At 59.3% G+C, this 23,219-nt stretch carries 20 protein-coding genes; 19 read left to right on the top strand and 1 reads right to left on the bottom strand.

Annotated features, from left to right (window positions below; translation table 11 throughout):
• The first annotated feature begins 3 nt into the window (after nt 1–3).
• From TAMC210_RS12125 to TAMC210_RS12105, 5 genes are all read left to right on the top strand, one after another.
• On the top strand, nt 4–384 hold the full coding sequence (locus TAMC210_RS12125; protein ID WP_173299239.1) for a Fur family transcriptional regulator: 381 nt from the start codon (nt 4–6) through the stop codon (nt 382–384).
• A 76-nt stretch (nt 385–460) separates the two neighbouring features.
• Nucleotides 461–2,446, top strand: coding sequence for a flagellar assembly protein A (locus TAMC210_RS12120; protein WP_173299052.1), 1,986 nt, complete (start codon nt 461–463; stop codon nt 2,444–2,446).
• A 35-nt stretch (nt 2,447–2,481) separates the two neighbouring features.
• The gene (locus TAMC210_RS12115; protein WP_173299051.1) at nt 2,482–3,162 is read left to right on the top strand and encodes a Crp/Fnr family transcriptional regulator; all 681 of its coding nucleotides are present in this window, start codon (nt 2,482–2,484) and stop codon (nt 3,160–3,162) included.
• A 492-nt stretch (nt 3,163–3,654) separates the two neighbouring features.
• Entirely contained in the window at nt 3,655–3,852 is a 198-nt protein-coding gene (locus TAMC210_RS12110) for an FmdB family zinc ribbon protein (RefSeq protein WP_173299050.1), read from the top strand.
• A 147-nt stretch (nt 3,853–3,999) separates the two neighbouring features.
• A complete protein-coding gene (locus TAMC210_RS12105; RefSeq protein ID WP_173299049.1) occupies nt 4,000–4,701 on the top strand; it encodes a tetratricopeptide repeat protein in 702 nt (233 codons plus the stop codon).
• Between the two features lie 94 nt (nt 4,702–4,795).
• On the opposite strand, the gene TAMC210_RS12100 is transcribed toward TAMC210_RS12105, so the two are convergent.
• Nucleotides 4,796–6,124: a B12-binding domain-containing radical SAM protein gene (locus tag TAMC210_RS12100; RefSeq protein WP_173299048.1), complete on the bottom strand. Its 1,329-nt coding sequence runs from the start codon at nt 6,122–6,124 to the stop codon at nt 4,796–4,798.
• A 134-nt stretch (nt 6,125–6,258) separates the two neighbouring features.
• Here TAMC210_RS12100 and TAMC210_RS12095 point away from each other — a divergent pair, with 134 nt between their 5' ends.
• The 14 genes from TAMC210_RS12095 to murB all read left to right on the top strand — a co-directional run bounded on the left by TAMC210_RS12095 (nt 6,259) and on the right by murB (nt 23,206).
• The gene (locus tag TAMC210_RS12095; RefSeq protein WP_173299047.1) at nt 6,259–7,203 is read left to right on the top strand and encodes an ROK family protein; all 945 of its coding nucleotides are present in this window, start codon (nt 6,259–6,261) and stop codon (nt 7,201–7,203) included.
• Between the two features lie 60 nt (nt 7,204–7,263).
• Complete coding sequence (locus tag TAMC210_RS12090) at nt 7,264–8,358, top strand: hypothetical protein (protein ID WP_173299046.1); 1,095 nt, start codon at nt 7,264–7,266, stop codon at nt 8,356–8,358.
• 155 nt (nt 8,359–8,513) lie between these two features.
• Nucleotides 8,514–8,945, top strand: a complete 432-nt coding sequence (mraZ, locus tag TAMC210_RS12085; protein ID WP_173299045.1) for a division/cell wall cluster transcriptional repressor MraZ — start codon at nt 8,514–8,516, stop codon at nt 8,943–8,945.
• 15 nt (nt 8,946–8,960) lie between these two features.
• Nucleotides 8,961–9,869 carry a 16S rRNA (cytosine(1402)-N(4))-methyltransferase RsmH gene (gene rsmH, locus TAMC210_RS12080; protein ID WP_173299044.1) on the top strand — a complete coding sequence of 303 codons (909 nt, stop codon included), beginning with the start codon at nt 8,961–8,963 and terminating at the stop codon, nt 9,867–9,869.
• A gap of 3 nt (nt 9,870–9,872) precedes the next feature.
• Nucleotides 9,873–10,364, top strand: a complete 492-nt coding sequence (locus TAMC210_RS12075) for a septum formation initiator family protein (RefSeq protein WP_173299043.1) — start codon at nt 9,873–9,875, stop codon at nt 10,362–10,364.
• Nucleotides 10,365–10,551: 187 nt separating this feature from the next.
• Complete coding sequence (locus tag TAMC210_RS12070) at nt 10,552–12,672, top strand: stage V sporulation protein D (RefSeq protein ID WP_173299042.1); 2,121 nt, start codon at nt 10,552–10,554, stop codon at nt 12,670–12,672.
• Between the two features lie 163 nt (nt 12,673–12,835).
• Complete coding sequence (locus TAMC210_RS12065) at nt 12,836–14,332, top strand: UDP-N-acetylmuramoyl-L-alanyl-D-glutamate--2,6-diaminopimelate ligase (RefSeq protein ID WP_173299041.1); 1,497 nt, start codon at nt 12,836–12,838, stop codon at nt 14,330–14,332.
• A gap of 279 nt (nt 14,333–14,611) precedes the next feature.
• Nucleotides 14,612–15,988, top strand: a complete 1,377-nt coding sequence (locus TAMC210_RS12060; RefSeq protein WP_173299040.1) for a UDP-N-acetylmuramoyl-tripeptide--D-alanyl-D-alanine ligase — start codon at nt 14,612–14,614, stop codon at nt 15,986–15,988.
• Entirely contained in the window at nt 15,985–16,944 is a 960-nt protein-coding gene (mraY, locus tag TAMC210_RS12055; protein WP_173299039.1) for a phospho-N-acetylmuramoyl-pentapeptide-transferase, read from the top strand. Before TAMC210_RS12060 ends, mraY begins: the two co-directional genes overlap by 4 nt.
• 130 nt (nt 16,945–17,074) lie before the next feature.
• Entirely contained in the window at nt 17,075–18,469 is a 1,395-nt protein-coding gene (murD, locus tag TAMC210_RS12050; protein WP_173299038.1) for a UDP-N-acetylmuramoyl-L-alanine--D-glutamate ligase, read from the top strand.
• The gene (gene ftsW, locus TAMC210_RS12045) at nt 18,444–19,541 is read left to right on the top strand and encodes a putative lipid II flippase FtsW (RefSeq protein WP_173299037.1); all 1,098 of its coding nucleotides are present in this window, start codon (nt 18,444–18,446) and stop codon (nt 19,539–19,541) included. The genes murD and ftsW overlap by 26 nt, the downstream gene beginning before the upstream one ends.
• A gap of 139 nt (nt 19,542–19,680) precedes the next feature.
• On the top strand, nt 19,681–20,796 hold the full coding sequence (gene murG / locus TAMC210_RS12040) for an undecaprenyldiphospho-muramoylpentapeptide beta-N-acetylglucosaminyltransferase (protein WP_173299036.1): 1,116 nt from the start codon (nt 19,681–19,683) through the stop codon (nt 20,794–20,796).
• A gap of 94 nt (nt 20,797–20,890) precedes the next feature.
• A complete protein-coding gene (murC, locus tag TAMC210_RS12035; RefSeq protein ID WP_254388658.1) occupies nt 20,891–22,291 on the top strand; it encodes a UDP-N-acetylmuramate--L-alanine ligase in 1,401 nt (466 codons plus the stop codon).
• 3 nt (nt 22,292–22,294) lie between these two features.
• Nucleotides 22,295–23,206 (top strand): UDP-N-acetylmuramate dehydrogenase, encoded by a 912-nt coding sequence (murB, locus tag TAMC210_RS12030; protein WP_173299034.1) that lies wholly within the window; start codon nt 22,295–22,297, stop codon nt 23,204–23,206.
• The last annotated feature ends 13 nt before the right edge of the window (nt 23,207–23,219 follow it).

The raw sequence follows: 23,219 nt of genomic DNA, 5'->3' as shown, positions 1-23,219 counted from the left end.
CGCATGACTAAGCAGAAAAAGACCATTTTAGAAATACTCCGCAGCACCACATCGCACCCCACGGCCGACTGGATCTATGCCCAGGCGCGAAAAGTCTTGCCGGACATCAGCTTGGGCACCGTATACCGGAATCTCCACGTCTTAAAGGAAGACGGCGAGATTATGGAGCTGAATTACGGCAGCACCTACAGCCGCTACGACGGCAATCCGCGGAACCACTACCATTTCGTCTGCGTAAATTGCGGCGCCGTCCATGACGTGGATATGCCGGCGCTGCCGGAACTGGAAGAGAGGGCTGAGGAAGCGGGCGCAGGCGAGGTATTCTATCATAGGTTGGAATTTTACGGTTTATGCCCTCGCTGCCAGAAAAACAAAATGGCGTGATGGTGACCGGGGGATTAAGGGATGGCGCAGTTGACCAAGAATAGACGATAGGAGGAGCAAATAGGGGGGGCGGGCTGTGGCGCGAACACCGGTTAGGGTAGAGGCTCCTACGGTAGAAGAGGCCTTGAGGCGGGCCACGGACTTGCTGGGTGCTTCCCGGGAGGATTTGGAAGTGGAAGTTCTTGACGAGGGCGCCAGGGGGTTCTGGGGCCTGGGACGCCGGCCCGCAGTGATACGCGCCTGGCTCAAGGTGAAGGAAGAGGAGCAGGAAAAGGGCGAAGGAGGAGAGGATCAGCAGGGTTTGCCGGAACGCGAGGAGGAAGCCCAGGGATACGGCCGGATAGAGGATGGGCGGCTACTGCTGGAAGGCGGAGCTCCGGTGGTCTTGGTCTCCAATCCCCATTTCGAGCTTTATGTTAATGGACAGCTGGTGGAAGGGGAGGCCCAGGTGACCGCCGGGGATGCCGTCGAGATTAAAGGGAAAGAGGAATGGGAGCAAGGCAAGTGGCAGATAGCCGTTCGGGAGGAAGGGCTGGTGGCCGTTGTCTCCCTTTTTCCCACCCGCAAGCGCGTCTGGAAGCTTGTGGACCAACCTCCCTCCCGGAGACTGGAATTAAAGGGTAAGGCTTCCGAGGAGCTCTTGCCCCCCGTGACGTGGGAGCAATTGCAGCAAGAACTCCAGCGGCAGAATATAGTGTACGGCCTGGATTATGAGGCCCTGCAGGAAGTTTGCCGGCGGGTAGACCCCGGGGAAGTGGTTATAGCCCGGGGGAAGCCAGCCCTTCCCCCGCAGGACGCCTGGATAGAGTACTTCTTCGATTTAAGGGAAACCAGCCGGAGGGAAGTAGGGGAAGAGGAAAGGGTCGATTACCGCGAGCTGGTGGTGCGTTCTTCGGTGCAGGCGGGGGATGTCTTGGCTATCTGGCACCCCGGTCAGCCGGGAGAGGCGGGCGTTACGGTGACCGGCCAACCTATCCTGCCGCGTCCCCCCAAGGAACAGGTCCTGGTGGCCGGGCGAGGAACTGCCTTGAGCGATGACGGCGGGCGCTGCGTGGCCACTGCCGAGGGGCGCCCGGTGGCCATCAGGCGAGGTTCGAAGGTAATCGTAGAAGTAACCCCCGTCCTGGTACACCAGGGAGATGTGAATTTGGCCTCCGGGAACCTTAAATTTAAAGGCAATATCGTTATCAGCGGCAGCATCACCGAGACTATGACGGTGGTGGCCACGCGAGACGTGGAGGTCAACGGAGATGTTACCCAGGCTACAGTCCAGGCGGGGGGATCCATCCTTGTGCGCCGTAACGCCATTGGGAGCACTCTAGTGGCCGGTGATACGGGGTCCCTCCTGGTCAAAATGGCCCCCCTGCTGTCCGACCTGAGCGAACAGCTGGCCCGCCTTGTGCAAGCCTTAACCCAGCTAGAGAATCTCGTGGAATCCCGGGATGGGTATGTAATAAACGTGCTGATTGAAAACAAGTTTAAAAGGGTACCGGAATTGATAATCAAACTGGACGCTGCATCCAAAAATATTAATACCCGAAGAGATGGAGAGGCGGAAAGGCTGCTAAAGCTCATCCAGACCCTGAGACAATCCTTCCGCTCGCCTGCCTCTCGCCAGAGTCTGACCCTCCTTTCTTTAAAGGAAATGGCAGCTGCCGTGGAGGAGATGGCCCTGTACTGTCGCGAGGTGCCCGAAGATAACGGCCACGTCACGGTTAATTACGCCTTGAACACCAAAATCCAAGCCCAGGGCGACGTCAAGATTGTGGGGCGCGGCTGCTTTAACACGGAAATAGTGGCGGGCGGCAATGTGGAAATTAACGGCGTTTTCCGGGCCGGAAATCTTTATGCCGAGGGGAATGTGTTCATCCAGGAAATGGGTTCCAGCGGGGGCGCTAGGACGGTTGTCAGGGTGGCGGAGGGGAGAACCATCAAGGTGGGCAAGCTGTGGCCTAACTGTGTGCTGCAGATAGGCAGGCGGATACGCCAGATCGACGGGGAAGAGCATCGGGTTATGGCTTACCTTAGCAGCGAAGGTGAAATAACTTTAGGTACTTTTTAGACGAGGAGCCATGGGCTAAGGAGGTTACCCGGCGCGTGCAAGAAGCCTGGACTTATCTCCGCCAGATTCCCCTCTTTGCGGACCTGACCGAAGAAGAACTGAAAAAGATCGCCGATTTGGCCATAACCAAGCGCTACCGCAAGAACATGTACATCTTCCTGGAGGGCGAGCCAGGGACGGCCTTCTATTTTGTAAAGTCAGGGGCCATCAAGCTGTTTCAGGTTCTGGAGGACGGGCGGGAAAAGATTCTGCACTTTGTCCGGGAGGGGGAAATTTTTGCCGAGGTCGTCCTCTTTGACGGCGGGCCGTACCCCGCCACCGCCGAAACCCTGGAGGACACGGAAGTAGGCTGCATTCGCAACCGGGACATGGAGGAGCTGCTGCGCCGCAACGGCGAAATAGCGGTGAAAATCCTGAAGGTTATGGGCCGCCGCCTGAGACAGGCCCAGAGTCATATTCGAGATCTGGCCCTGAGGGGGGCCTACGGTCGCATGGCCAGCGCCCTGCTGCAGCTTGCCGAAGAATACGGCAGGGAGAAGGGGGGTAAAATAGTAATCGACCTGACCCTCAGCCAGCAGGAGATGGCCAACCTCATAGGAACCTCAAGGGAGACGGTGGCCCGTATTTTAGGCGAGTTCCGCCGCCTGGGGGCCATTAGGATGGAGAGACAGCGGATTACCATCGTGGATCCCGAACAGCTCAAAGCCTGGATTTAGGCCTTTTAGCCCCGCCAACCGACTGCCCGGGCCTGTTAAACTACCTTTTAAACTAAAGCTCTTGCGAAAACCTTGTAAGGGATTATAGAATAATAAGCAGTAAATCACACACGACGTCCGGTTCAGGAGGGTGAAGGATGAATCACGACAGGGAAATGGGTAGCTATAGCGATCTATCCCAAGAGGCCTGGCTGGAACGGTTGCAGTGGCTGGGCATCACGGTAGAAAAGGTAGAAGAACAGGGTTAGGCTTGTAGGTGTAGCCCTGGCCCCGGCCTTTGGGGTTTTTTTATTTTGTTTTCCCTCCTGAGGCTCGGAAGGCGGATGAGCTGTTCACTCTTGATCCATGAGGTCAGGGGTGAGGACGTGAGCTTAATCGCGCCTGGCTAAAGGGAGGTCGGTCCAGACCGGTCATTTTTATTGACAGCGAAAGATGTAGATAGTAAAATAGGAGACGGCGGAAGATGCGGTAAAAACCTCAGGAGGTGATAGGGTGCCGACCTACGAGTTCCGTTGTCAGGACTGCGGGAATCGTTTTACCGTGCGGCTTTCTTGGCAGGAGAAGGACAAGGCCACCTGCCCTTCCTGCGGAGGGCGGCGGTTACAGCAGCTTTTCACGGGAATAACGATCCTGGCCGGAGGGAGCAGCGGTGGAGGGTGTGCTTCCCCTGCCGGCAGCCGGTTTAGCTGAGGCTAGGAATCGGGAGCCGGTGGCCCTCGCGACACTATAATTAAGGGTGCCCCTGGGGAAAGAAGGGGGCTTTTTTATTATGCCTTGCTATTTGCCCTGATAAGTTGTACAATGCTTGGTAGTTGCGAAGGGGAAGGAGTTGTTTTTATGGGTTTCATGAGCTCCCTGCGGCGCCTCGGACGCCGACGGCCGGCATTGGGGATAGGCCTAACCATTGTCCTGGTGGTGGGGTTACTGGCCGGCTATGCCGTCTGGACGCCCCCTGCCGGTATATCCCCCCAGTCGCAAGGACAGGTCGATCCGGCCAAACAGGTGGAGGAGTGGCAGAAGGCAGTCCGGGACCAGATAAGCCAGCGGGAAGCCGAAATTGCGGAGTTAGAAAAGCAACTGGAAGATAAGCCCCAGGATGCCGACCTATGGCTTAAGCTGGGAGATACCCGCTATGCGTTGGGTTCCCTCTATCTATTGACGGAAAGCGACGGGGCCAAGGCCGAAGGGGCTTTTGAGGCCGCTCTGGAGAGTTACGAGAAGGTTCAGAAACTTGACCCGGCAGAGAAGGGTGTATATCTGCGTATAGCCAATACTGCGGTTTTCTTGGGAGATAACGATCGGGCAGAGGCCAACTACCGCCAGGCTGTAGCCGCCGATCCGGCCGACAACAATGCCCGCATGTCCTACGCCATGTTCTTGGCCATGGCCAAATCGGACTATGACGGCGCCATTGCCCAGTGGCAGGAGATTCTAAAGAACAACCCCGAACCTGAGCTGGCCGACCAGGTACGGGAGTTCATCGAGCAGGCCGAGGAAATGAAGAAAGCAGAAAATCCTCCTTCCGGGGGCAATGGATAAAGGCCGGAGAAAGATGATAAAACAGACGTCCGGGAGGGAGCTTCCCCGGGAGCCCTGGAAAAGAAGGGATAAAAACCCTGCCTACCCCGAGAACTCATTGTTTAAGGGGGGAAGGGGACGGAAAAGATAAGCCTGCGGTGCGGAGGCGTTCGGCGAAATGATTGAAGCGCTTGCGGATATTTAAGTTCAGGGCCCAGAGGATGGAAGCATGCTTTTTCACCAGGCCCAGGCGACGGGATATGGAGCCCAAGGAGTAGAACTCCTGCCACGCCCAGTTGAAACCTTCCTGCAGGGTGCGGGGACTCATTCTTTTGGGTTCGAAAACCACCTTGTTGATGGTGTACTCCCGCCAGTCGCTGTTGATGATGCGGCCCTCCTTCTCCAACTGGGCGCGCAGGGGGGTCCCGGGAAAGGGAGTAAGGATGCCGAACTGGGCCGCCTCCAGACGGTTTTCCTGGGCGAATTTTACGGTGCGCTCGAAGATACCCTCATCGTCATCATCAAAGCCAAAAATGAAGGCGCCTTCGATGGCAATGCCGAAATCGTGTATTTTCTTGATGGCCGCCCTGTATTCTTCTACCCGGTTTACGGCCTTACCTACGGCCTTTAAATTAGAGGGAGAAAGGGACTCAAAGCCGATGAAGAGGCCGATGCAGCCGCTGGCGGCGGCCAGGCGGAGGAGCTCTTCGTCCCGGGCGATGTTGAGGGAACCCTGGCTGAACCATTTTATCTTCAGGGGGGCCAGGGCTTGGAAGAGGCGCTTGGCGTAGACGGGATTGCCGATAATGTTATCATCTACAAAGGCGATGACTTCTCCCTCCAGGGCCTGGACTTCCCGCAATACCTCTTCCACCGGCCGGAAGCGGAACTTATGGCCGAAGAACTGGCTGACCGTGCAGAAGGAACAGGCAAAGGGACAGCCCCGGGTGGTCTGGACGGTGTCCGGTACGAGATAGCGGCTGCGGCAGAGTAGGTCGCGGCGGGGAACGGCCATATTCTCCAAGGGGGGGACCTCTGTGTGGCGATAGAACGGTTTCAGGTTTCCGCTTTTCAGGTCTTCCAGGACGCGGGGCCACTGGCCCTCGGCCTCACCGATGACGACGGCGTCGGCGTGGGCTTTAGCTTCTTCGGGCAGGGCTGAAGGATGCATACCGCCCAGGACGACTGGTACGCCGCGACGGCGGAAGGCGTCGGCTATCTCATAAGCCCGGGGGGCCAGGGCCGTCATGGCCGAAATCCCCACCAGATCGTATTTTTCGTCGAAGTCAATGCTGGTCAAGCTCTCATCCAGGACCACTACTTCGTGCTCCGCGGGGGTTAGAGCGGCGAGGGTAATGAGATTTAAGGGTGGGAAAATGGCTTTCTCCTGCTCGCTTTCCCACAGGGGGTCGTGCCACGCCGGGGCAACCAGGGCGATTTTCATGGGAGCCTTCCTCCTAACATACGGGTCGTTTTGGAATGATATTCTTCCCCCTACCCGACGTTTTCATGTAGGCTTAATAATAACTTCGTGATGCAATCCAAAGATTCCTCCCCCCATGGAAAGGAGAAGCAAAGTTGGGTTTTTTGGGCATCGATATAGGAGGTACCAGCATTAAGGCAGGCATCGTGAGCCGGGAAGGCCGGGTCCTGGCCAAGTCCCAAATCCCCACGGCCAAGGAAGCGGGAGTTGCCGGTGTACTGGACCGTGTAACGAAGTTGGTGGACGCCCTCAGGTCCCAGGCTGGCCCGGACGGCCTGCCGCTGGCCGCCGCGGGGGTAGGCGTACCGGGGTCGGTGGAGGTGGACCGGGGGCTCGTGCGCCTGGCACCCAACCTAGGGTGGAGGGATGTTCCCCTGCGGGAGAAATTGCAAGATCTCCTTAAGGTGCCGGTGATCGTCGATAACGATGCCCATATGGCCGCCCTGGGAGAAATGTGGCAGGGGGCTGGCAGGGGATACCGGGATATACTTATGATTACCCTGGGTACGGGCATTGGATCGGCTCTGATCCTCAACGGCGCTGTACACCGCGGCGTTTTCGGCTACGGGGCTGAAATGGGACATGTAAAGGTGCTAAAAGACGGACCCCTTTGCCGCTGCGGAGGCCGCGGATGCCTCGAAACCCTGGCCTCGGCTACGGCTATGGTAAGCCTGGCCGGATGCGAACTGGAGAGGGGATATCCCTCCCTATTGTCGGGCCGCACGCGTCTGGAGGCCAGGGAGATTGTGGAAGGGGCGGCTAAAGGAGATGTTTTGAGCCGGGAGGTTTTGAATGCGGCAGCTCACTATTTGGGGACGGCCCTGGCCAACGCTGCCCTCCTGGTGGGGCCGGCCGTTATCATAATAGGAGGCGGGGTGGCCCAAGCCGGTGACGTCGTACTGACACCTATCCGGGAGGCTTTCGCCGAAGCCCTGGGGGCCTGGCAGGTTAACCCCGTACCCATCCTGGCGGCCCAACTGGGCAACGATGCCGGATTTATAGGGGCGGCCTATTCGGCCCTGCACCCTCCAGGGGCCTGACTCCGGCTGAGGTGTCTTGGCCGAGGTGCCTTTAATGTTTACCGGAGAGGAGTTGGATAAGTGACGGGAGACCGTACACAAGTACAGTTGCCGGGCAACTTCTTGGCCTGCGGTATCGGCAGCCTACCCCACTTGGACCCGCAGGCGGCCTTGGAACTCATTGTCGCCACGCTGCCCCAGATACCCCACTGGCCCCAGCTGCCCCGGCGGGGACACGTGGAACACTTTCTCTACCAGAGCCTGGTTCCCCTGGTAAAGCTGGGGCTCATCCAGGAACCACCCGGTGCTACGGCCTATTTTGCCACCGATTCGCCGGACTGGGCGGAGAAGCTGACCGCCTTTTATACCCTGTTTTTACGGGCGGCGGAAGGTGAAGGGGAGGCCCTCGCAGCCTTCGCCATCCCTCCCGAAGCCGGCGTGGGGTTTTACGCCTTTAAGGGCTGGCTGGAGGAAGGGGGGGCGGGTGGGGCCCGCTTTCTCAAGGGGCAGGTAGCAGGCCCCTTGACGGCCGGTCTTTATTTGACGGACGCGGCGGGACATTACGCCTTTTACGAACCCCAACTGAGGGATCTAATTGTAAAGACTACGGCCTTGCAGGCCCGCTGGCAGGCCCGGGTTTTGGGCAGCTTCGGTCTTCCCGTGATGATTTTCGTGGACGACCCTGCCGCGTCCGCCTATGGAAGTTCGGCCCATGTGGCCCTCGGGCGGGAGGCAGTGGTAGAGGCCCTGGCCGCGGTGGCCGAGGAGATAGAGAAGGAAGGCGGTATCCCCGGAGCCCACTCCTGCAGCGGGGTGGAATGGCCCATTTTCTTTGAGGCGGGTTTCCGGGTGGTGAGTTTCGATGCTTACAATTACTTTACTTCTCTCCAGGTATTCCCCCGAGAAGTAGACGAATTCCTGGCCGGGGGAGGGATACTGGCCTGGGGCATCGTCCCGACCTATGAGGGAGCATGGCAGGAGACGGGCAGTAGCCTACGGGACCGGTTGCAAGGCTGTCTTGAGGAGATGGTCCGGAGGGGAGTAGACCGGGAGCGACTCTATCGCCAGGGCCTGGTAACTCCCTCCTGCGGCACCGGAACCCTGGCGGAGCCCCTGGCAAAACATATATACCGCCTGACGGCGGAAGTGGCCGCAAATATGCAACAGATCGTCTGAGGCGCCAACTGATTAGCACCCGGAGGAAACTCCTCCCCGAAAAGGGAGGAGTTTCTTTTGTATATAGCAGGAATTTTATCTCCCACGGAGAATATATGGTGGTAGGAAGTGGTGAATAGTGGTACATAAGGGGTAGAAAGTGGGGCCAGGGCCCGTTGTTTATCGGAGAATACCACCATGTCATTGATGATAAGGGTCGCCTCATTATGCCGGCCCGCTTCCGGGAGGAACTGGGAGAAAGGTTCATCGTTACCAGGGGCCTGGATAACTGCCTCTTTGTCTACCCCCTCCGTGGTTGGGAAGAGATGGAACAAAAACTGAAGAGCCTGCCCTTTACCCGGGCCGATGTCCGCGCCTTCGTGCGCTTTTTCTTTTCCGGAGCTACGGAATGTGAGCTGGACCGCCAGGGGAGAATACTGGTGCCGGCCAATTTAAGGGAATATGCCCGGCTGGAAAAGGATGTGGTCATTGCCGGCGTTTCTTCCCGGGTAGAGATCTGGAGCCGGGAACTCTGGGAGCAGTACTTGGCTGCAACGGCCGCGGAATACGAGGCGCTGGCCGAGAAAATGGTGGATCTCAACATCTAGACCGAGGTGCCTCCTTTGGAATTTCAACACGAACCGGTCCTTTTACCCCAGGTAGTGGAGTTCCTGGACCCCAAACCAGGTGAGGTTTTTGCCGACGGCACGGTAGGCGGAGGAGGGCATGCCTTTGCCCTCCTGGAAAGGTTGCTGCCGGGCGGCCTGCTGCTGGGTTTGGACCGGGACGAGGAGGCCCTGGCGGCTGCTGCCTGGAGACTCCGGCCTTTCGGGGCGGCGGTAAAGCTCGTCCGGGCCTCCTTCAGCCGGCTTCCCGACCTTCTGGCTCAAGAGGGATTAGAGGGAATAGACGGCCTCCTCCTGGATCTGGGAGTGTCCTCTTACCAGTTGGAAAACCCCGAACGCGGCTTCAGCTATCAGGTGGACGGGCCCCTGGACATGCGTATGAGCCGGGAGGAAGGCTTAACGGCGGCTGACATCGTCAACACCTGGCCTGAAGAGGAACTGGCCCGCATTATAAGGGAGTACGGTGAAGAGCGTTGGGCTTTTCGTATCGCCCGCTTCATAATCAGAGCCCGCAGGCGCGGGCCCATAACTTCTACGGGAGAGCTCGTTGAGATAATTAAGGATGCAATTCCGGCCAGGGCGAGGAGGTCCGGACCCCATCCCGCCAAGCGGACCTTCCAAGCGCTCCGGATTGCTATCAATGATGAACTCGGAGAGTTGCAGCGCCTTCTGTCCCGGCTGCCGAAGGTACTGCGGCCCGGGGGACGGGTGGCGGTTATATCTTTTCATTCACTGGAAGACCGGCTGGTAAAGGAAGCCTTCAAGAGTTTAAGTCCTCAGGTGCTGGAAATTTTGACGCCCAAACCGGTGGTGGCGGCCCCGGAAGAGATAGCCCGGAATCCGAGGGCTCGGAGCGCCAAGTTACGGGCTGCCCGGCGGGTTCTAAAAGAAAGGGTGGGTGAATAAGCTGTGATAGTAGAAGCGAGGGAAAAGCTTTACTTGCCCCCTCAGCCCACGGCGCCGGAAACTCGGCCGAAAAGGAAGAAGGCCTTAAGGCGCGGCAAGGTGGTTACCGTATCGCTGATCCTGGCGGCCTTTGTCCTCGGCCTTTTGTGGACGTCCCAGTCCATCGGCCTGGTTTTAAAGGGATACGAGTTGAACCGGCTGAAAAAAGAGATAAGCACTTTGCAACAGGCCAATGAAAGATTACAATTAGAGGTAGCCCGGCTCAAGTCTCCGGAGCACGTGGCCCAAGTGGCCACCACCAGACTAGGGATGGTCAAGCCCACCTCTCAGGACATCCGGTTCTTGCCGTCTAGTGAGGAGGAGCCCCTCCAAGTAGCCCAGGAGCACCAGGCTCCTCCAGAACCTTCCGTGAATCACCATCCTCTGTGGCGTGGAGTCGCCCAGGCCATCCAGCACTGGCTGGGAATCAACCCGGCCCAAGCTGCCCAGCGGTAAGGGGGCCGATGTATCCCCCTTTTTAAGAGGGCGACTTAGCTCGTAAAGGAGCGACTTGAGCCGAGGGGGACCTCAATGACGCCTAGCTAAAACGTGGGGATGGTGGTTCAGGTAAGGGGGGCTTGAAGGGGGCCGCTTCCGGCAGATAAGCGGGTGGTACCGTGGTACCTACCGAGGGGCGGAAGGCATGTACGGCAATATTAATATTAAAAAGAGGCTGGTATTGATCTTTTTAATCTTGTCGGCCGGGCTGGGCGTTATCCTTTTCAGGCTGGCCTGGCTACAGCTGGTACGAGGAGAGGAGCTGCAGCAAAAGGCTTTGGAAAACAGGCTGGCACCGGTGCCGGTACCGGCCCAGCGGGGTATAATTTATGACCGTAATAGACGGGAGCTGGCCGTAAATATAACGGCCGACTACATAGGAGCCTTTCCACCCGAAGTAAGGGATTCGGGCCGTCAGGAAGAGGTTGCTCACCAGCTGGCTTCAATCTTGGGCCTTCCGGTGGAAGATATCCTGGAGAAGCTTAATCGCCCTACGGGGTTTGAATATATTGCCCGCAAGGTGGACTTTGCCCGGGCGCAAAAGATCAGGGAGCTGAAGCTGCCCGGCATAGTAGTCGTACCGGAGAACCGCCGTTATTATCCCCACGGTTTGCTGGCGGCCCACGTTCTGGGCTTTGCCGGCGTTGATAACCAGGGCCTCGAAGGGCTGGAGGCCATGTACGATAAGGAATTGAGCGGGATTCGCGGTCAGATCGTACGGGAATTCGATGCCCTGGGCCACGAGATTCCCCAGGCTACTCACCGGTATGTACCACCCCAAGACGGTCATAGCCTTGTTTTGACCATCGACCAGACCATCCAGTTTATGGCCGAACGTGAACTGGACCAGCTAATGGCGAGTCCTACCAGCCCCCGCAAGGCAAGCATCTTGCTTATGGATCCCCAGAGCGGGGAAATCCTGGCTATGGCCAGCCGCCCGGCCTTTGATCCCAATAATTTTGCGGCTTACCCCCAGGAGACGTGGGGCAACCCGCTGGTGCGGGACGCCTATGAACCGGGATCCACCTTCAAAATCATTACGGCCGCCGCTGCCCTGGAGGAGGGAGTCGTCCGGACTGAGGAGAAGTTCTATGATCCGGGATATATAAAGGTGGGCCCGGACACGGTCCGGTGCTGGGCCTGGCCCATGGGCCACGGCAGTGAAACTTTTGCGGAGGGGGTAAAGAATTCCTGCAATCCTGTTTTTGTAAGCATCGCGCTGCGCCTGGAGGAGAAGAAGCCGGGTACTTTTTATGATTATATAGAGGCCTTCGGCTTCGGCAGCCCGACGGGTATCGATCTTACGGGAGAGGCGACGGGGATTTTAATCCCCCGGGAGGAGTTAAAGCCCATTAACGTGGCTACTATTAGCATGGGTCAAGGTATAGCCGTCACTCCTATCCAACTGGCTACCGCGGTGGCGGCGGTGGCCAACGGCGGTAAGCTGGTCCGGCCTTATCTGGTTAAGGAAGTTTTGGATTCCGAAGGTAACACCGTATGGCGCCAGGAGCCCAAGGTGGAGCGCCAGGTGATCTCTCCGGGCACGGCCGAAACCCTGAGGAAGCTTCTGGAGGGAGTGGTAAGTGAAGGGACCGGGCGGAATGCCTACATACCCGGCTACCGGGTGGCCGGCAAGACGGGAACGGCCCAGAAGGCGGGCCCGGGCGGCTACATGGAAGGGCGCTATGTGGCTTCCTTTGTCGGCTTTGCGCCGGCCGACAATCCCCGGGTTCTGGCGCTGGTGGTAGTGGACGAACCCCAGGGCTATCCTTACTATGGGGGGACGGTGGCCGCGCCTATCTTCCAGAGGGTAGTGGCCGATACTTTGCGCTATCTCGAGGTGGCCCCCCAGTATTCCTCTTCGGAGCAGGCGGAAGAAAAGAAGGCCGTGGAAGTGCCCGAACTGGTGGGGCTGACCTTGGAAGAGGCCAAGTCCCGGCTGCAGGCCGCCGGACTGGACAGCCGGGTAGAAGGAGAGGGCGGCGTGGTGGTGGCCCAGGTACCCAAGGCCGGGGTGGTGGTATCTCAGGGCACCAGGGTGATCCTCTACCTTCAGGGAGAACCCGGTAAACCGCAGGTTCCCGATGTGACGGGCCTCCGTATCCCCGAGGCGGCCGAAGTACTGGAGGCTTACGGGCTGACCCTGGTACCCGAGGGTAGCGGCCAGGCAGCCGAGCAGAGTCCGGTACCGGGTACGGAGGTTGCTCCGGGCACCCGGGTGCAGGTGAGGTTCTACGAACCTTCCCGGCCGGCCTTGGGACCATAAGGGGAGCTAGGCTATTCCCGGTTTTTGGCCAGGTTCCCTTCGACTTTCCCTGGCCCTGCGGGCCCTGCCCATCCAAGGAAGGTGTAAGAACGGGTTCTGGTGGTTAAAAATAGAAATATAGAAAGTCTGTGGAAGGTACAGCCGGAAGGGGGCAGAAGGGGTTATGCTTACCCTGGCTAAACTGGCGGGGGCTGTCGCAGGAGTACTGGCCCAGGGCGGTCCCCGGGATATCGAGATCCGAGGAATACACTACAATTCTCGCCGGATTGAACCGGGCTTTCTTTTTGTGGCCGTGCCGGGTTTGCGGACCGACGGCCATCTTTATGTCCAAGAAGCCTTCCGGCGCGGAGCCGTGGCCGTAGTCGTCCAGAAGGATGTGCCTTTGCCCCCGGAAGTGGCCTGGTTAAAGGTTGAGGATAGCCGCCGGGCCCTGGCCGACCTGGCGGCCTGCTACTACGGTTACCCTTCCCGCCGCCTACGCCTTTTCGGGGTAACGGGCACCAATGGGAAGACGACCACCACCTATCTCATCCAGGAGATCCTCCAGCAGGCCGGCTGCCCTGCCGGACTGGTGGGAACCATCGCTAACCGGTTGGGTAGCCGGGTGTGGCCTGCCGAGCATACTACTCCCGAATCCCTCGACCTGCAGGCCTTGCTCGCGGAGATGTTGGAAGCCGGCGCCCGGGCGGTGGCTATGGAGGTTTCTTCCCATGCCCTGGCCCTCGAGAGGGTGCGGGGGACGGAGTTCGACGTGGCCGTTTTCACCAATTTGACCCAGGATCATCTGGACTTTCACCCTGACATGGAGAGCTACTTTGCGAGCAAAGCCAAATTATTTGAGGAGTTAGGGCGCGGGTACAAGGGCGGGCTCAAGTACGGCGTGGTAAATGCCGACGATCCCTGGGCAGAACGATTAATACCGCTGGTGAAGGTTCCGGTGGTCACCTACGGCCTCGGCCCCCAGGCCGTAATCCGGGGGGAGGGCCTGCGGATGGATAGGAGCGGTTCGAGCCTGGTGGTTGTGGGTCCGGGCTTCCGCATTCCCTTGAGACTAAGGCTCCTCGGCCAATTCAATGTCTACAACGCCCTGGCCGCCTGGGCCGTGGCCTGGCAGGAGGGGCTGGATCTTCACCAAGTAGCCGATGCCTTGGGCCGGGTAACGGGGGCGCCCGGGCGGTTTGAAAGGGTGGAGAAGGGACAGGATTTTGCCGTTATTGTAGATTATGCCCACACCCCGGACGGTCTGGAGAACGCCCTCCGGGCGGCCCGGCAACTGACGGAGGGACGGCTTATCGTCGTCTTCGGTTGCGGCGGGGACCGGGATCGTAAGAAGCGTCCCCTTATGGGCGAAGCGGCGGCCCGGTGGAGCGATTATTGTATAATAACTTCGGATAACCCCCGCAGCGAGGAACCGGAAGATATTATCGCCGAGATAGAGCCGGGGGTACGGAGGGTGAGAACTAAAAACTATGAGATAGAGGTAGACCGTCGGCGGGCCATTGCCCGGGCCCTGGGTATGGCCGAGCCGGGGGATACTGTGGTCATCGCCGGCAAAGGGCACGAAAACTATCAGCTCGTGAAGGGTCAGGTGCTGCCCTTTGACGACCGAAAAGTAGCCGCCGAAGAATTGGAACGTCTGGGGTATAGGGAAAGGGTCTGAGTTATCCGCACTTTTGGGGGTAGAGGCCTGCTCTGGCTTGAAAGCGAGGGACTAACCCGAGCGGCTGCCAAACTTCACGAAGACGAAAAACGGAGGCGGACCCGAGGCCATGGAAGGCCGAGGCCAGCAACGGAGATAGGATGTCGAATTGGCCGGGAAATCCGCCGGAGCTTGAAGCTGAGTAATAGTTTGGCCCGCGAGGGAGGCCTTTGCGAGCGAAAGCCAAGCAGACCTATGCTCGAAATGGGGATACGTCAGGGAAACGGTGGGAGGAAACAGGTGATTGCATTAACCCTGGGAGAACTCTGTCGGATTTTAGGGGCCGAATTGATACAGGGGGACCCTGGCAGGGAGATTAAGGGCGTGAGCACCGACAGCCGCCGGGTCTGCGGGGGAGAAGTGTTCTTTGCCCTTAAAGGGGAACGTTTTGACGGCCACGACTACGTGGAAGAAGCCCTGGCCCGGGGCGCCGTGGCGGCTGTGGTGGCCCGGTTACCCTCGGCGGTGAAGGGACCCCTCCTTAAGGTTCCCGATACCTTAGAGGCCCTTCAAGCCCTGGCCGCCTACCACCGGCAGAGGATTTTCCGGGGTGAGCTTATAGGGGTGACCGGCTCCAGCGGCAAGACGACCACCAAGAACCTGGTGGCTCAAGTACTGGAGGCTAAGTTTAGAGTTTGCAAGACGCCGGGCAACCTTAATAATGAGATCGGCCTTCCCCTTACTCTGTTGCAGTTGACGCCGCAGCACCAGATGGCGGTAGTAGAAATGGCTATGCGGGGATTGGGGGAGATCGCAGCCTTATGCCGGCTGTCCCGACCTACGGTGGGGATAATCACCAATATCGGGACTGCCCACCTGGGCAGACTGGGGTCCATTGCCAATATTGCCCGGGCCAAAGGAGAGCTTGTGGAAGCCCTACCGCCAGAGGGCCTGGCCGTTCTGAACGGTGATGACCCGTGGTGTCGCCGGCTGGCCCAGAATACCCGGGCCAGGGTTGTTTTCTACGGGATCGGGGAAACAGCGGCCGTGCAGGCTAGGGATATCAAGGCGCTGGGCAGGGAAGGGACGGAATTTCGGGCCGTCTTTCCCCGGGGAGAAGTGATGGTTCGCCTTCCGGTACCGGGCCTCCACAATGTGCTGAACAGCCTGGCCGCCATGGCCACAGGGTACTGCCTGGGTGTAGACCCGGAGGACATGGCCCTACGTCTGGCCTCCTGGCCTCGAGAAAGTATGCGGCAGGAATTTTTGCCCGGTCCCCGGAGTTCGTATATATATAACGATGCTTATAATGCCAACCCCGAATCCACTGCAGCGGCCCTGGAGGTCGTGGCCCAATTGCCGGGGCGCAAGGTGGCCGTCTTGGGGGACATGCTGGAACTGGGAGACCGGGCGCCTGAATTCCACCGGCGGATAGGCAGGGCGGCTGCCGAAGCCGGAGTAAGTCTCCTGCTGACGGTGGGAGAACTGGCGAGGGAGATTGCCCGGGGCGCAAGGGAGGCAGGTATGGCCCCCGATAGGGTATTTTCCTTTAGCGGTCCCCGGGAAGCCGGTGCCTTCCTGGCCCGCCATCTGGCCCCGGGAGATGTCGTCCTCCTGAAAGGTTCGAGGGCTGTGGGTATGGAGCAGGTTTTAGAGGTACTGGAAGAGGTGGAATGATGGAGCAGGGTTTATGGGCGGGTTTTCTGGCCTTTATCATCAGTGTGATTTTAGGACCGCCTGTGATCAAGCTGTTGCAAAGTTTGCGGGCCGGTCAGGTAGTCCGGCGCGATGGGCCCCGGACTCATCTGGGCAAGTCGGGTACTCCAACCATGGGCGGAATTATTTTCTTGGCGGCCATGACGGTAGCCATCGTGGTGCTCGCGCCGGCCGATGGGTTGACTCTTACCCTTTTGGGCCTCACCTGGGGTTACGCCCTTTTGGGGCTCGCCGACGATGCCCTTAAGGTCGTATGGCGGCGGCCCCTGGGATTGCTGGCCAGGCAAAAACTGGGAGGACAGGTGTTACTGGGCCTGGCTGCGGGGCTGCTGGCTATGGGGTTTCTCGGCAGGGGCACGGAGGTGGCCATCCCCTTCACCTCCTGGCGGTGGGATTTGGGATGGTACTACCCTTTGCTGGCAGCACTCCTCCTGGTATCTACTACCAATGCCGTGAACTTGACGGACGGGCTGGACGGGCTGGCGGCGGGAGTCACCTTCTGGGTAGCCCTGGCCTATTTGCTCCTTTCCCTGGCGGCTGGCGAGGTGGGTCTGGCAATCCTTGCCGGGGCCCTGGCAGGAGGATGTCTGGGCTTTTTGGTGTATAATTTCTATCCGGCCCGAGTTTTTATGGGAGATACGGGATCCCTGGCCCTGGGGGCGGCCGTGGGGCTGCTCAGTATTATGACGCGGACGGAACTGGTGCTTCCCATTATAGGCGGGGTTTACGTGTTGGAAGCCCTTTCCGTCATTCTCCAAGTATTTTTTTTCCGCCTCACCGGGCGCCGGCTCTTTCGCATGAGCCCCCTGCACCACCACTTTGAGCTTTTGGGCTGGCCGGAAACAAGGGTAGTTTTATTTTTTTGGGCCATCGCCGCCGTTATGGCCGGCTTGGGCCTTTTCAGCTTAACCCTGTGAGGGGCACCGGTAGCTTTGGCCCCGCTTGGAACTGGGTTTTAGGGCTCCGGTGCCCGCGATCGAGGGTCTTCCTGACGGGATGCCGGCAGGGTCGGGGGAATTCTTACAGACTGGAAAAGAGGCGCGCAGAATGGACTGGAAGGGTTCCAAAGTTCTGGTGGTAGGACTGGGTAAGAGTGGGACGGCGGCGGCCGGGGTCTTGGCCGACCTGGGCGCCGTAGTGGTCGCTTGCGATAAAGACGTTAAAGGGGAGGAGGAGGTACGAGAACTCCGGGATAAGGGGGTGCGGCTGATACTGGGATCTTACCCGGACCTTGCTACCTGGAAACCCCACCTGGTAGTGACCAGCCCCGGGGTACCCTCCTGGGAACCTCCTCTAAGGATGGCCCGGGAACTGGGCATCCCTGTGTGGGGAGAATTGGAGCTGGCCTACCGGCTTTTGCCGCCCCGGAGCACGGTGATAGGGATAACCGGCACCAATGGAAAAACCACCACCACGGCCCTCGTAGGGCAGATGCTCCAGGATGCCGGCTACGCGGTGAAGATAGGTGGTAACATAGGTACTCCCCTGGTAGCGGAAGCGGTCAAGGCTTGGCCAGGATGGTACTTTGTGTGCGAAGTGAGCAGTTTTCAGCTGGAAACCGTCGAGCTCTTTCGTCCCCGGGTGGCGGTCATCTTAAACATCACGCCTGATCACCTGGACCGCCACCTTACCTGGGAGGAATACGTCCGTTGCAAGGCGCGGCTTCTGGCGTCCCAGGAGAAGGACGACTTTGCGGTTCTCAATTTCGATGACCCTGTAGTGCGGGAACTAAAGAATAAGGCCAAGGGGCAGGTGCTCTTTTTCAGCCGCGAGCGACGGCCGGAAAGGGGGGCCTTTGTGCAGGAGGGCCGGCTTTGCCTGGATTTAGGAGACGGTGCCCGGTACTTGTGCCGCGTGGAGGAGCTGGCTTTGAAGGGAGCCCATAATTTGGAAAATGCCCTGGCAGCCGCCGCGGCGGCCGGCATTCTGGGTGTGTCCGCCTCCCGTATTGCCCACACCTTAAAGACTTTTCCGGGAGTCCCCCACCGCTTAGAATTCGTGGCCGAGATTAAGGGCGTCCAGTACATAAACGACTCCAAGGGCACTAACCCCGAAGCCACCCTCAAGGCCCTGGACGCCTATGCCCAGCCGCTGATTCTAATTGCCGGGGGCAAGAACAAGGGAAGCGATTTCACCTGCCTGGCCCGGAAAATGCGGGAGAGGGTAAAACACCTCATACTTCTGGGGGAAGCGGCTCCGGCCCTGAAAGAGGCGGCCCAAAGGGAGGGAGTGGCTTCTATTTTGGTGGTAAGAGATTTAGTGGAAGCCGTGAACCGGGCCTACAATCTGGCCGAACCCGGTGACGTGGTACTCTTGTCCCCTGCTTGTGCCAGCTGGGATATGTTTAAGAATTACGAGGAGCGAGGGGAGCTGTTTAAGCGCCTCGTCCGTTCCCTGGGGGAGGGCGGAGAGAGCTATGCCGAGGCGGGCCGGACCTGTTGACTTCGGCATTTTTCTATCCACCCTGGTATTGCTTGCGATGGGCATCGTCATGGTTTTCAGTTCCAGTGCCGTAACTTCGGCCTACAGTATGGGGGATGCCTTTTACTACCTTAAGCGCCAGCTGACGTGGGCCGGTTTGGGTCTGGTCGGCATGGTGGCTTTAATGGGCTTTCCCTATTCCCACTGGCGGCGGCTGGCGGCGCCCCTGCTGGGGATATCCGTATTCCTGCTCATTCTGGTTCTAATGATAGGGATAACGGCCAAGGGATCCAGCCGGTGGCTGGGTGTAGGTTCTCTGTCCTTCCAGCCCTCCGAGCTAATGAAGCTGACCATGGTGATTTTTTTGGCTGCCAGCCTGGCCGATAATAACCGGGGGCTGGGGGACTCCTTCGTCCGGGGCTTGGGGCCTTATCTCCTTTTGATAGGAGGAGTATGTGGCTTGATCCTGGCCCAGCCGGACCTGGGAACAGCAGTGGCGCTGGCCGGAAGTACCTACCTCATGCTGGCGGCCGGAGGAGCCAACCGTAATCACTTAATGATCCTGTTCTTGGGAGGGCTGGCCTTAGTGGTCGCCGCCATTGCCCTGGCTCCCTACCGCATGGCGCGATTCACCGCTTTTCTAAACCCCTGGGCCGATCCCCAGGGACACGGGTACCAGACTATCCAGTCCTTGCTGGCCCTGGGCTCGGGGGGGGCCTTTGGCAGCGGCCTGGGGCAAGGGCGGCAAAAGCTTTATTATGTACCGGAAAAGCATACCGACTTTATCATGGCTATTTTAGGTGAAGAGCTGGGCTTTGTGGGCGCGGCCCTGGTGGTTACGGCCTTTTTCATCTTCTTGTGGCGGGGCTTTCGCACGGCCCTCAATGCGCCCGATGCTTTCGGGAGTTTGCTGGCCGCAGGCATAACTACTATGGTCGTCCTGCAGGCCCTCATCAATATGGGTGTAGTGACGGGGCTCCTGCCGGTAACGGGGATAACTCTGCCCCTGGTGAGCTACGGGGGTTCCTCCTTAATTTTTACCCTGGCCGGGATAGGGATTCTGCTCAATGTTTCTCGCTATGCCCATAATTAGGGGCCGCCAACCCTCCGGTTGCCCGGCTTGGACCGGGAACAACTAAAGGGTCGGAGGCGACCCGAGGGGCGAGGACGGTTAGATTGACGTCTTTCCCCGGTGGGACCGCGATAATCATGGGAAACGGGGTGCTGTTCCTTTGCGGGTGGTTATTACGGGCGGTGGAACCGGCGGCCATGTTTATCCGGCCCTGGCCATTGCCCAGGGGCTGAAGCAGGCTGAGCCGGAGGCCGAGATTCTCTATATCGGTACGCGCCGGGGTCTGGAAGCGGATGTAGTTCCCCGGGCCGGGCTCCCCCTGGCGACCATTACCGTACAGGGGCTGGAGCGCCGGAGGATATGGAGAAATTTTTGGGCCCTGGCCCGCCTGGGTCGGGGGTTGGCTGAAGCCTACCTTATAGTTCGGCGCTTCCGACCTGACGTGGTGGTGGGCACCGGCGGTTATGTCTGCGGCCCGGTATGCCTGGTAGCCGCCGTCCTCGGGATCCCGGTGGTCCTGCACGAGCAGAATGCCTTCCCAGGCATGACCAATCGCTGGCTGGCCCGGGTGGCCCATACCGTCTGCCTTACCTTTCCGGAGGCGGCGAAATTCTTTCCCCGGGGTGCAGAACTGGTGACTACCGGGTTGCCGGTGCGGCCGGAGATCTTGCGGGCCCAACGGGCAGAGGCCCGGGAACGGCTGGGGATAGGTCGCGGGGATACCTTCATTCTGAGCGTGGGCGGTAGCCAGGGCGCCCGGAGTTTAAACCGGGCCATATTACCTGTACTGCAGTTTTATCGTGGACAACCATCCGTGCGTATTCTCCATGTGGCGGGACGCCAAGGGTATGAAGTCCTGAAGGAAGAAGCCCAAAGTCTCGGCATAGATATGGACAAAAATGGCAACATTACCATTACACCCTATTTATATGAAATGGATGTTGCCCTGGCAGCAGCGGATTTAGTGGTCGGGCGGGCAGGTGCCTCCTTTTTGGCCGAAGTTCTGGTCCGGGGGCTTCCGGCCGTTCTCATACCTTACCCCTACGCGGCCGGTAATCACCAGGAGTATAACGCCCGTGCGGTAGCCCACAGAGGGGCGGCGGTGGTAATCCGGGATCACGAGCTTAAAAGCGGGAGACTGCTTACCACCCTGCAGTCCTTGTTGGCCCAGCCCTCAAGGCTCAAGGCCATGGCGGAGGCCAGCCTGCGCCTGGGACGACCGGACGCCCTGGAGCGAATTGTGGAACGTATCCTGGCGGTAGCCCACCGGCCCTGACGTCACCCCTGGAGTCTGCCCTGCATATGATGCAAGTGTACTCAGGACGCTGCTGATGCCGGGGGCTGGTATTCCGAGGAAAGGAGATGAAAGATTGTCGGGTAAGGGTTGGACCCATTTTATCGGCATCGGCGGAGTGGGCATGAGCGGGCTAGCCCAGATCCTGGTGGCCGAAGGCCAGTTGGTATCCGGATCCGACCTGAGGGAGAACAGGTTTACGCGCTTGCTGGCCCAGCGCGGGGCCCTCATTTACCGCGGCCACTGTGCCGACCATATAGCAGCAGGTGTGGAGCGAGTCGTTATATCTTCCGCCGTATCCCCGGATAATCCCGAAGTCCGGGAGGCGCAGGAGAGGGGCCTCCCGATAATCAAAAGGGGGCAGCTCCTGGCCGAACTCATGGAGCGGCAAAGGGGTATTGCGGTAGCGGGGGCTCACGGCAAGACGACGACCACGGCCATGATCACCCTCACCCTGCTGGAGGGCGGATTGGATCCCACGGCAGTGGTGGGAGGATATGTTCCGGAACTGGGAAGTAACGCCCGGCGGGGGGCCGGTCCCTTTTTCGTGGCCGAGGCCGATGAGAGCGACGGTTCCTTTCTCTGGTTAAGGCCGGAGATAGCGGTAGCCACCAACATAGAAGACGATCACCTTGACTACTACGGTAGCCTGGAAGCCATAATTAAGGCCTTCGCCACCTTTCTAGGCAACGTAAAGCCGGGAGGGGAGGCGGTTATTTGCGCAGACGATCCCTCTTTAGCAGGGATAGCCGCTAGGCTTACAAAAAATGGCATCACCTACGGCCTGGGGGAAGGGGCCCGGTTTCAAGCCAGGGAAATTAATCTAAAGGGATTGGGAAGCACGGCTAAAGTATATTGCGGCTCACGGTTTCTGGGGAGCCTGGAGCTCAACGTTCCCGGCAAGCACAACGTCGTTAACGCCCTGGCGGCCGTAGCCGTGGGCCATAGTCTCGGGTTGCCCTTCTCCACCATACAGGCCGGCCTGGTTGGCTTCCGTGGTGTAGAGCGCCGGTTTCAAATTTTAGAAGGCAAGGGCAGTATTTGGGTGGTGGATGATTATGCCCATCATCCCACGGAGGTCAGGGCCACCCTGGCGGCGGCCAGGCAGGTTGGGGCCCGGCGGGTGGTGGTGGTCTTCCAGCCCCACCGCTACACCCGCACCCTTCACCTGCACCGGCAACTGGGCCAGTCCCTCTGCCAGGCGGACCTGGTAATCATTAATGAAATATATTCTGCCGGGGAAAAACCTATGCCGGGCGTTACCGCGGAGTTAATCGTAAACTCCCTCCTGGAGGCAGGCCATTCCGCCGTCTACTATCTGCCTACGGCTGGCGAAACCCTGGAGTTTTTGCAGAAGAACTGCCGGCCTGGTGATCTGGTGTTAACTTTAGGCGCCGGCGATGTGAACCGGGTAGGAGAAGAGCTGGTCTGCTACCTCAACGGTTCTGGGCCGGGTAGAGGCGGGGCGGAGGGCTAGAGGGTGAAGGGGCAGAGCTTGGCAACTGAGCTTCAAGGCCGGATCAAGGGCCGGGTGCTCCCCGAGGAGCCCCTGGCCAGGCATACTACTTTTCGCATAGGCGGCCCGGCAGAGTTCCTGGCCTTGCCCGCCGACCGTACCGACCTGGAGATTTGCCTCACCTTTGCCCGGCAGAAGGGTCTGCCCCTCTATGTCATGGGGAACGGGTCCAACCTTCTCGTGCGGGATGAGGGGGTGCGGGGGCTGGTGATTAAGATGGCGGGGCTCGGCCGGGTTGAGGTGCGGGACCGGACTGTGTGGGCGGAAGGGGGGGCTCCTTTGCCCCTGGTTCTGGCCGAGGCACGCCGGGCCCGCCTAACGGGTCTGGAATTTGCCGCCGGTATCCCGGCTTCTGTAGGGGGTGCCGTGGTCATGAACGCCGGTACTCCGGAGGGGTCGATAGGGCGGCTGGTGGAAAAAGTGGAAGTGCTGGACCGGGACGGCAAAGCCCTAACCCTTGGTGGTGACGAACTGGATTTTAAGTACCGGGAGAGCAAGTTAAAAGGGGCGGGCCTGGTAGTCGTCGCGGCCGCGCTTTCCCTAAATGCAGGAGACGAAAAGGAAATTGTAGAGGCCATAGCCCGCAACCTGGCCTTGAGGCGTCGCAAGCAGCCCTTAAATTGGCCTAATGCCGGAAGCATTTTCAAGAACCCGCCAGGCCATTATGCCGGATGGCTTATCGAACAGGTGGGAGCCAAAGGATGGCGCCAGGGAGATGCGGAAGTATCATCCGTGCATGCCAATTTCATTGTTAACCGCGGCAGGGCCACGGCTTCGGACGTACTGCACCTGGTGGCCAGGATCCAGCAGGCCGTGGCCGACAAATTCGGCATTTTCCTGGAAACGGAGATAGAGGTATGGGGAGAGGGCCCCTGAACAGGGGAGGGTA

Source organism: Thermanaeromonas sp. C210 (assembly GCF_013167955.1).
Lineage (GTDB): Bacteria > Bacillota > DSM-521 > Neomoorellales > Neomoorellaceae > UBA12545.
Note: the sequence above shows the minus strand (reverse complement) of the source record. Positions and strands in the feature narration are given on the sequence as shown.

What these genes read in the sequence shown, in the direction of transcription:
- TAMC210_RS12125 (WP_173299239.1), top strand. Translation starts at nt 4, where the DNA reads ATGACTAAGCAGAAAAAGACCATTTTAGAAATACTCCGCAGCACCACA.
- TAMC210_RS12105 (WP_173299049.1), top strand. Translation starts at nt 4,000, where the DNA reads ATGGGTTTCATGAGCTCCCTGCGGCGCCTCGGACGCCGACGGCCGGCA.
- TAMC210_RS12100 (WP_173299048.1), bottom strand. Translation starts at nt 6,124, where the DNA reads ATGAAAATCGCCCTGGTTGCCCCGGCGTGGCACGACCCCCTGTGGGAA.
- TAMC210_RS12070 (WP_173299042.1), top strand. Translation starts at nt 10,552, where the DNA reads ATGTACGGCAATATTAATATTAAAAAGAGGCTGGTATTGATCTTTTTA.
- TAMC210_RS12065 (WP_173299041.1), top strand. Translation starts at nt 12,836, where the DNA reads ATGCTTACCCTGGCTAAACTGGCGGGGGCTGTCGCAGGAGTACTGGCC.
- mraY (WP_173299039.1), top strand. Translation starts at nt 15,985, where the DNA reads ATGATGGAGCAGGGTTTATGGGCGGGTTTTCTGGCCTTTATCATCAGT.
- murD (WP_173299038.1), top strand. Translation starts at nt 17,075, where the DNA reads ATGGACTGGAAGGGTTCCAAAGTTCTGGTGGTAGGACTGGGTAAGAGT.
- ftsW (WP_173299037.1), top strand. Translation starts at nt 18,444, where the DNA reads ATGCCGAGGCGGGCCGGACCTGTTGACTTCGGCATTTTTCTATCCACC.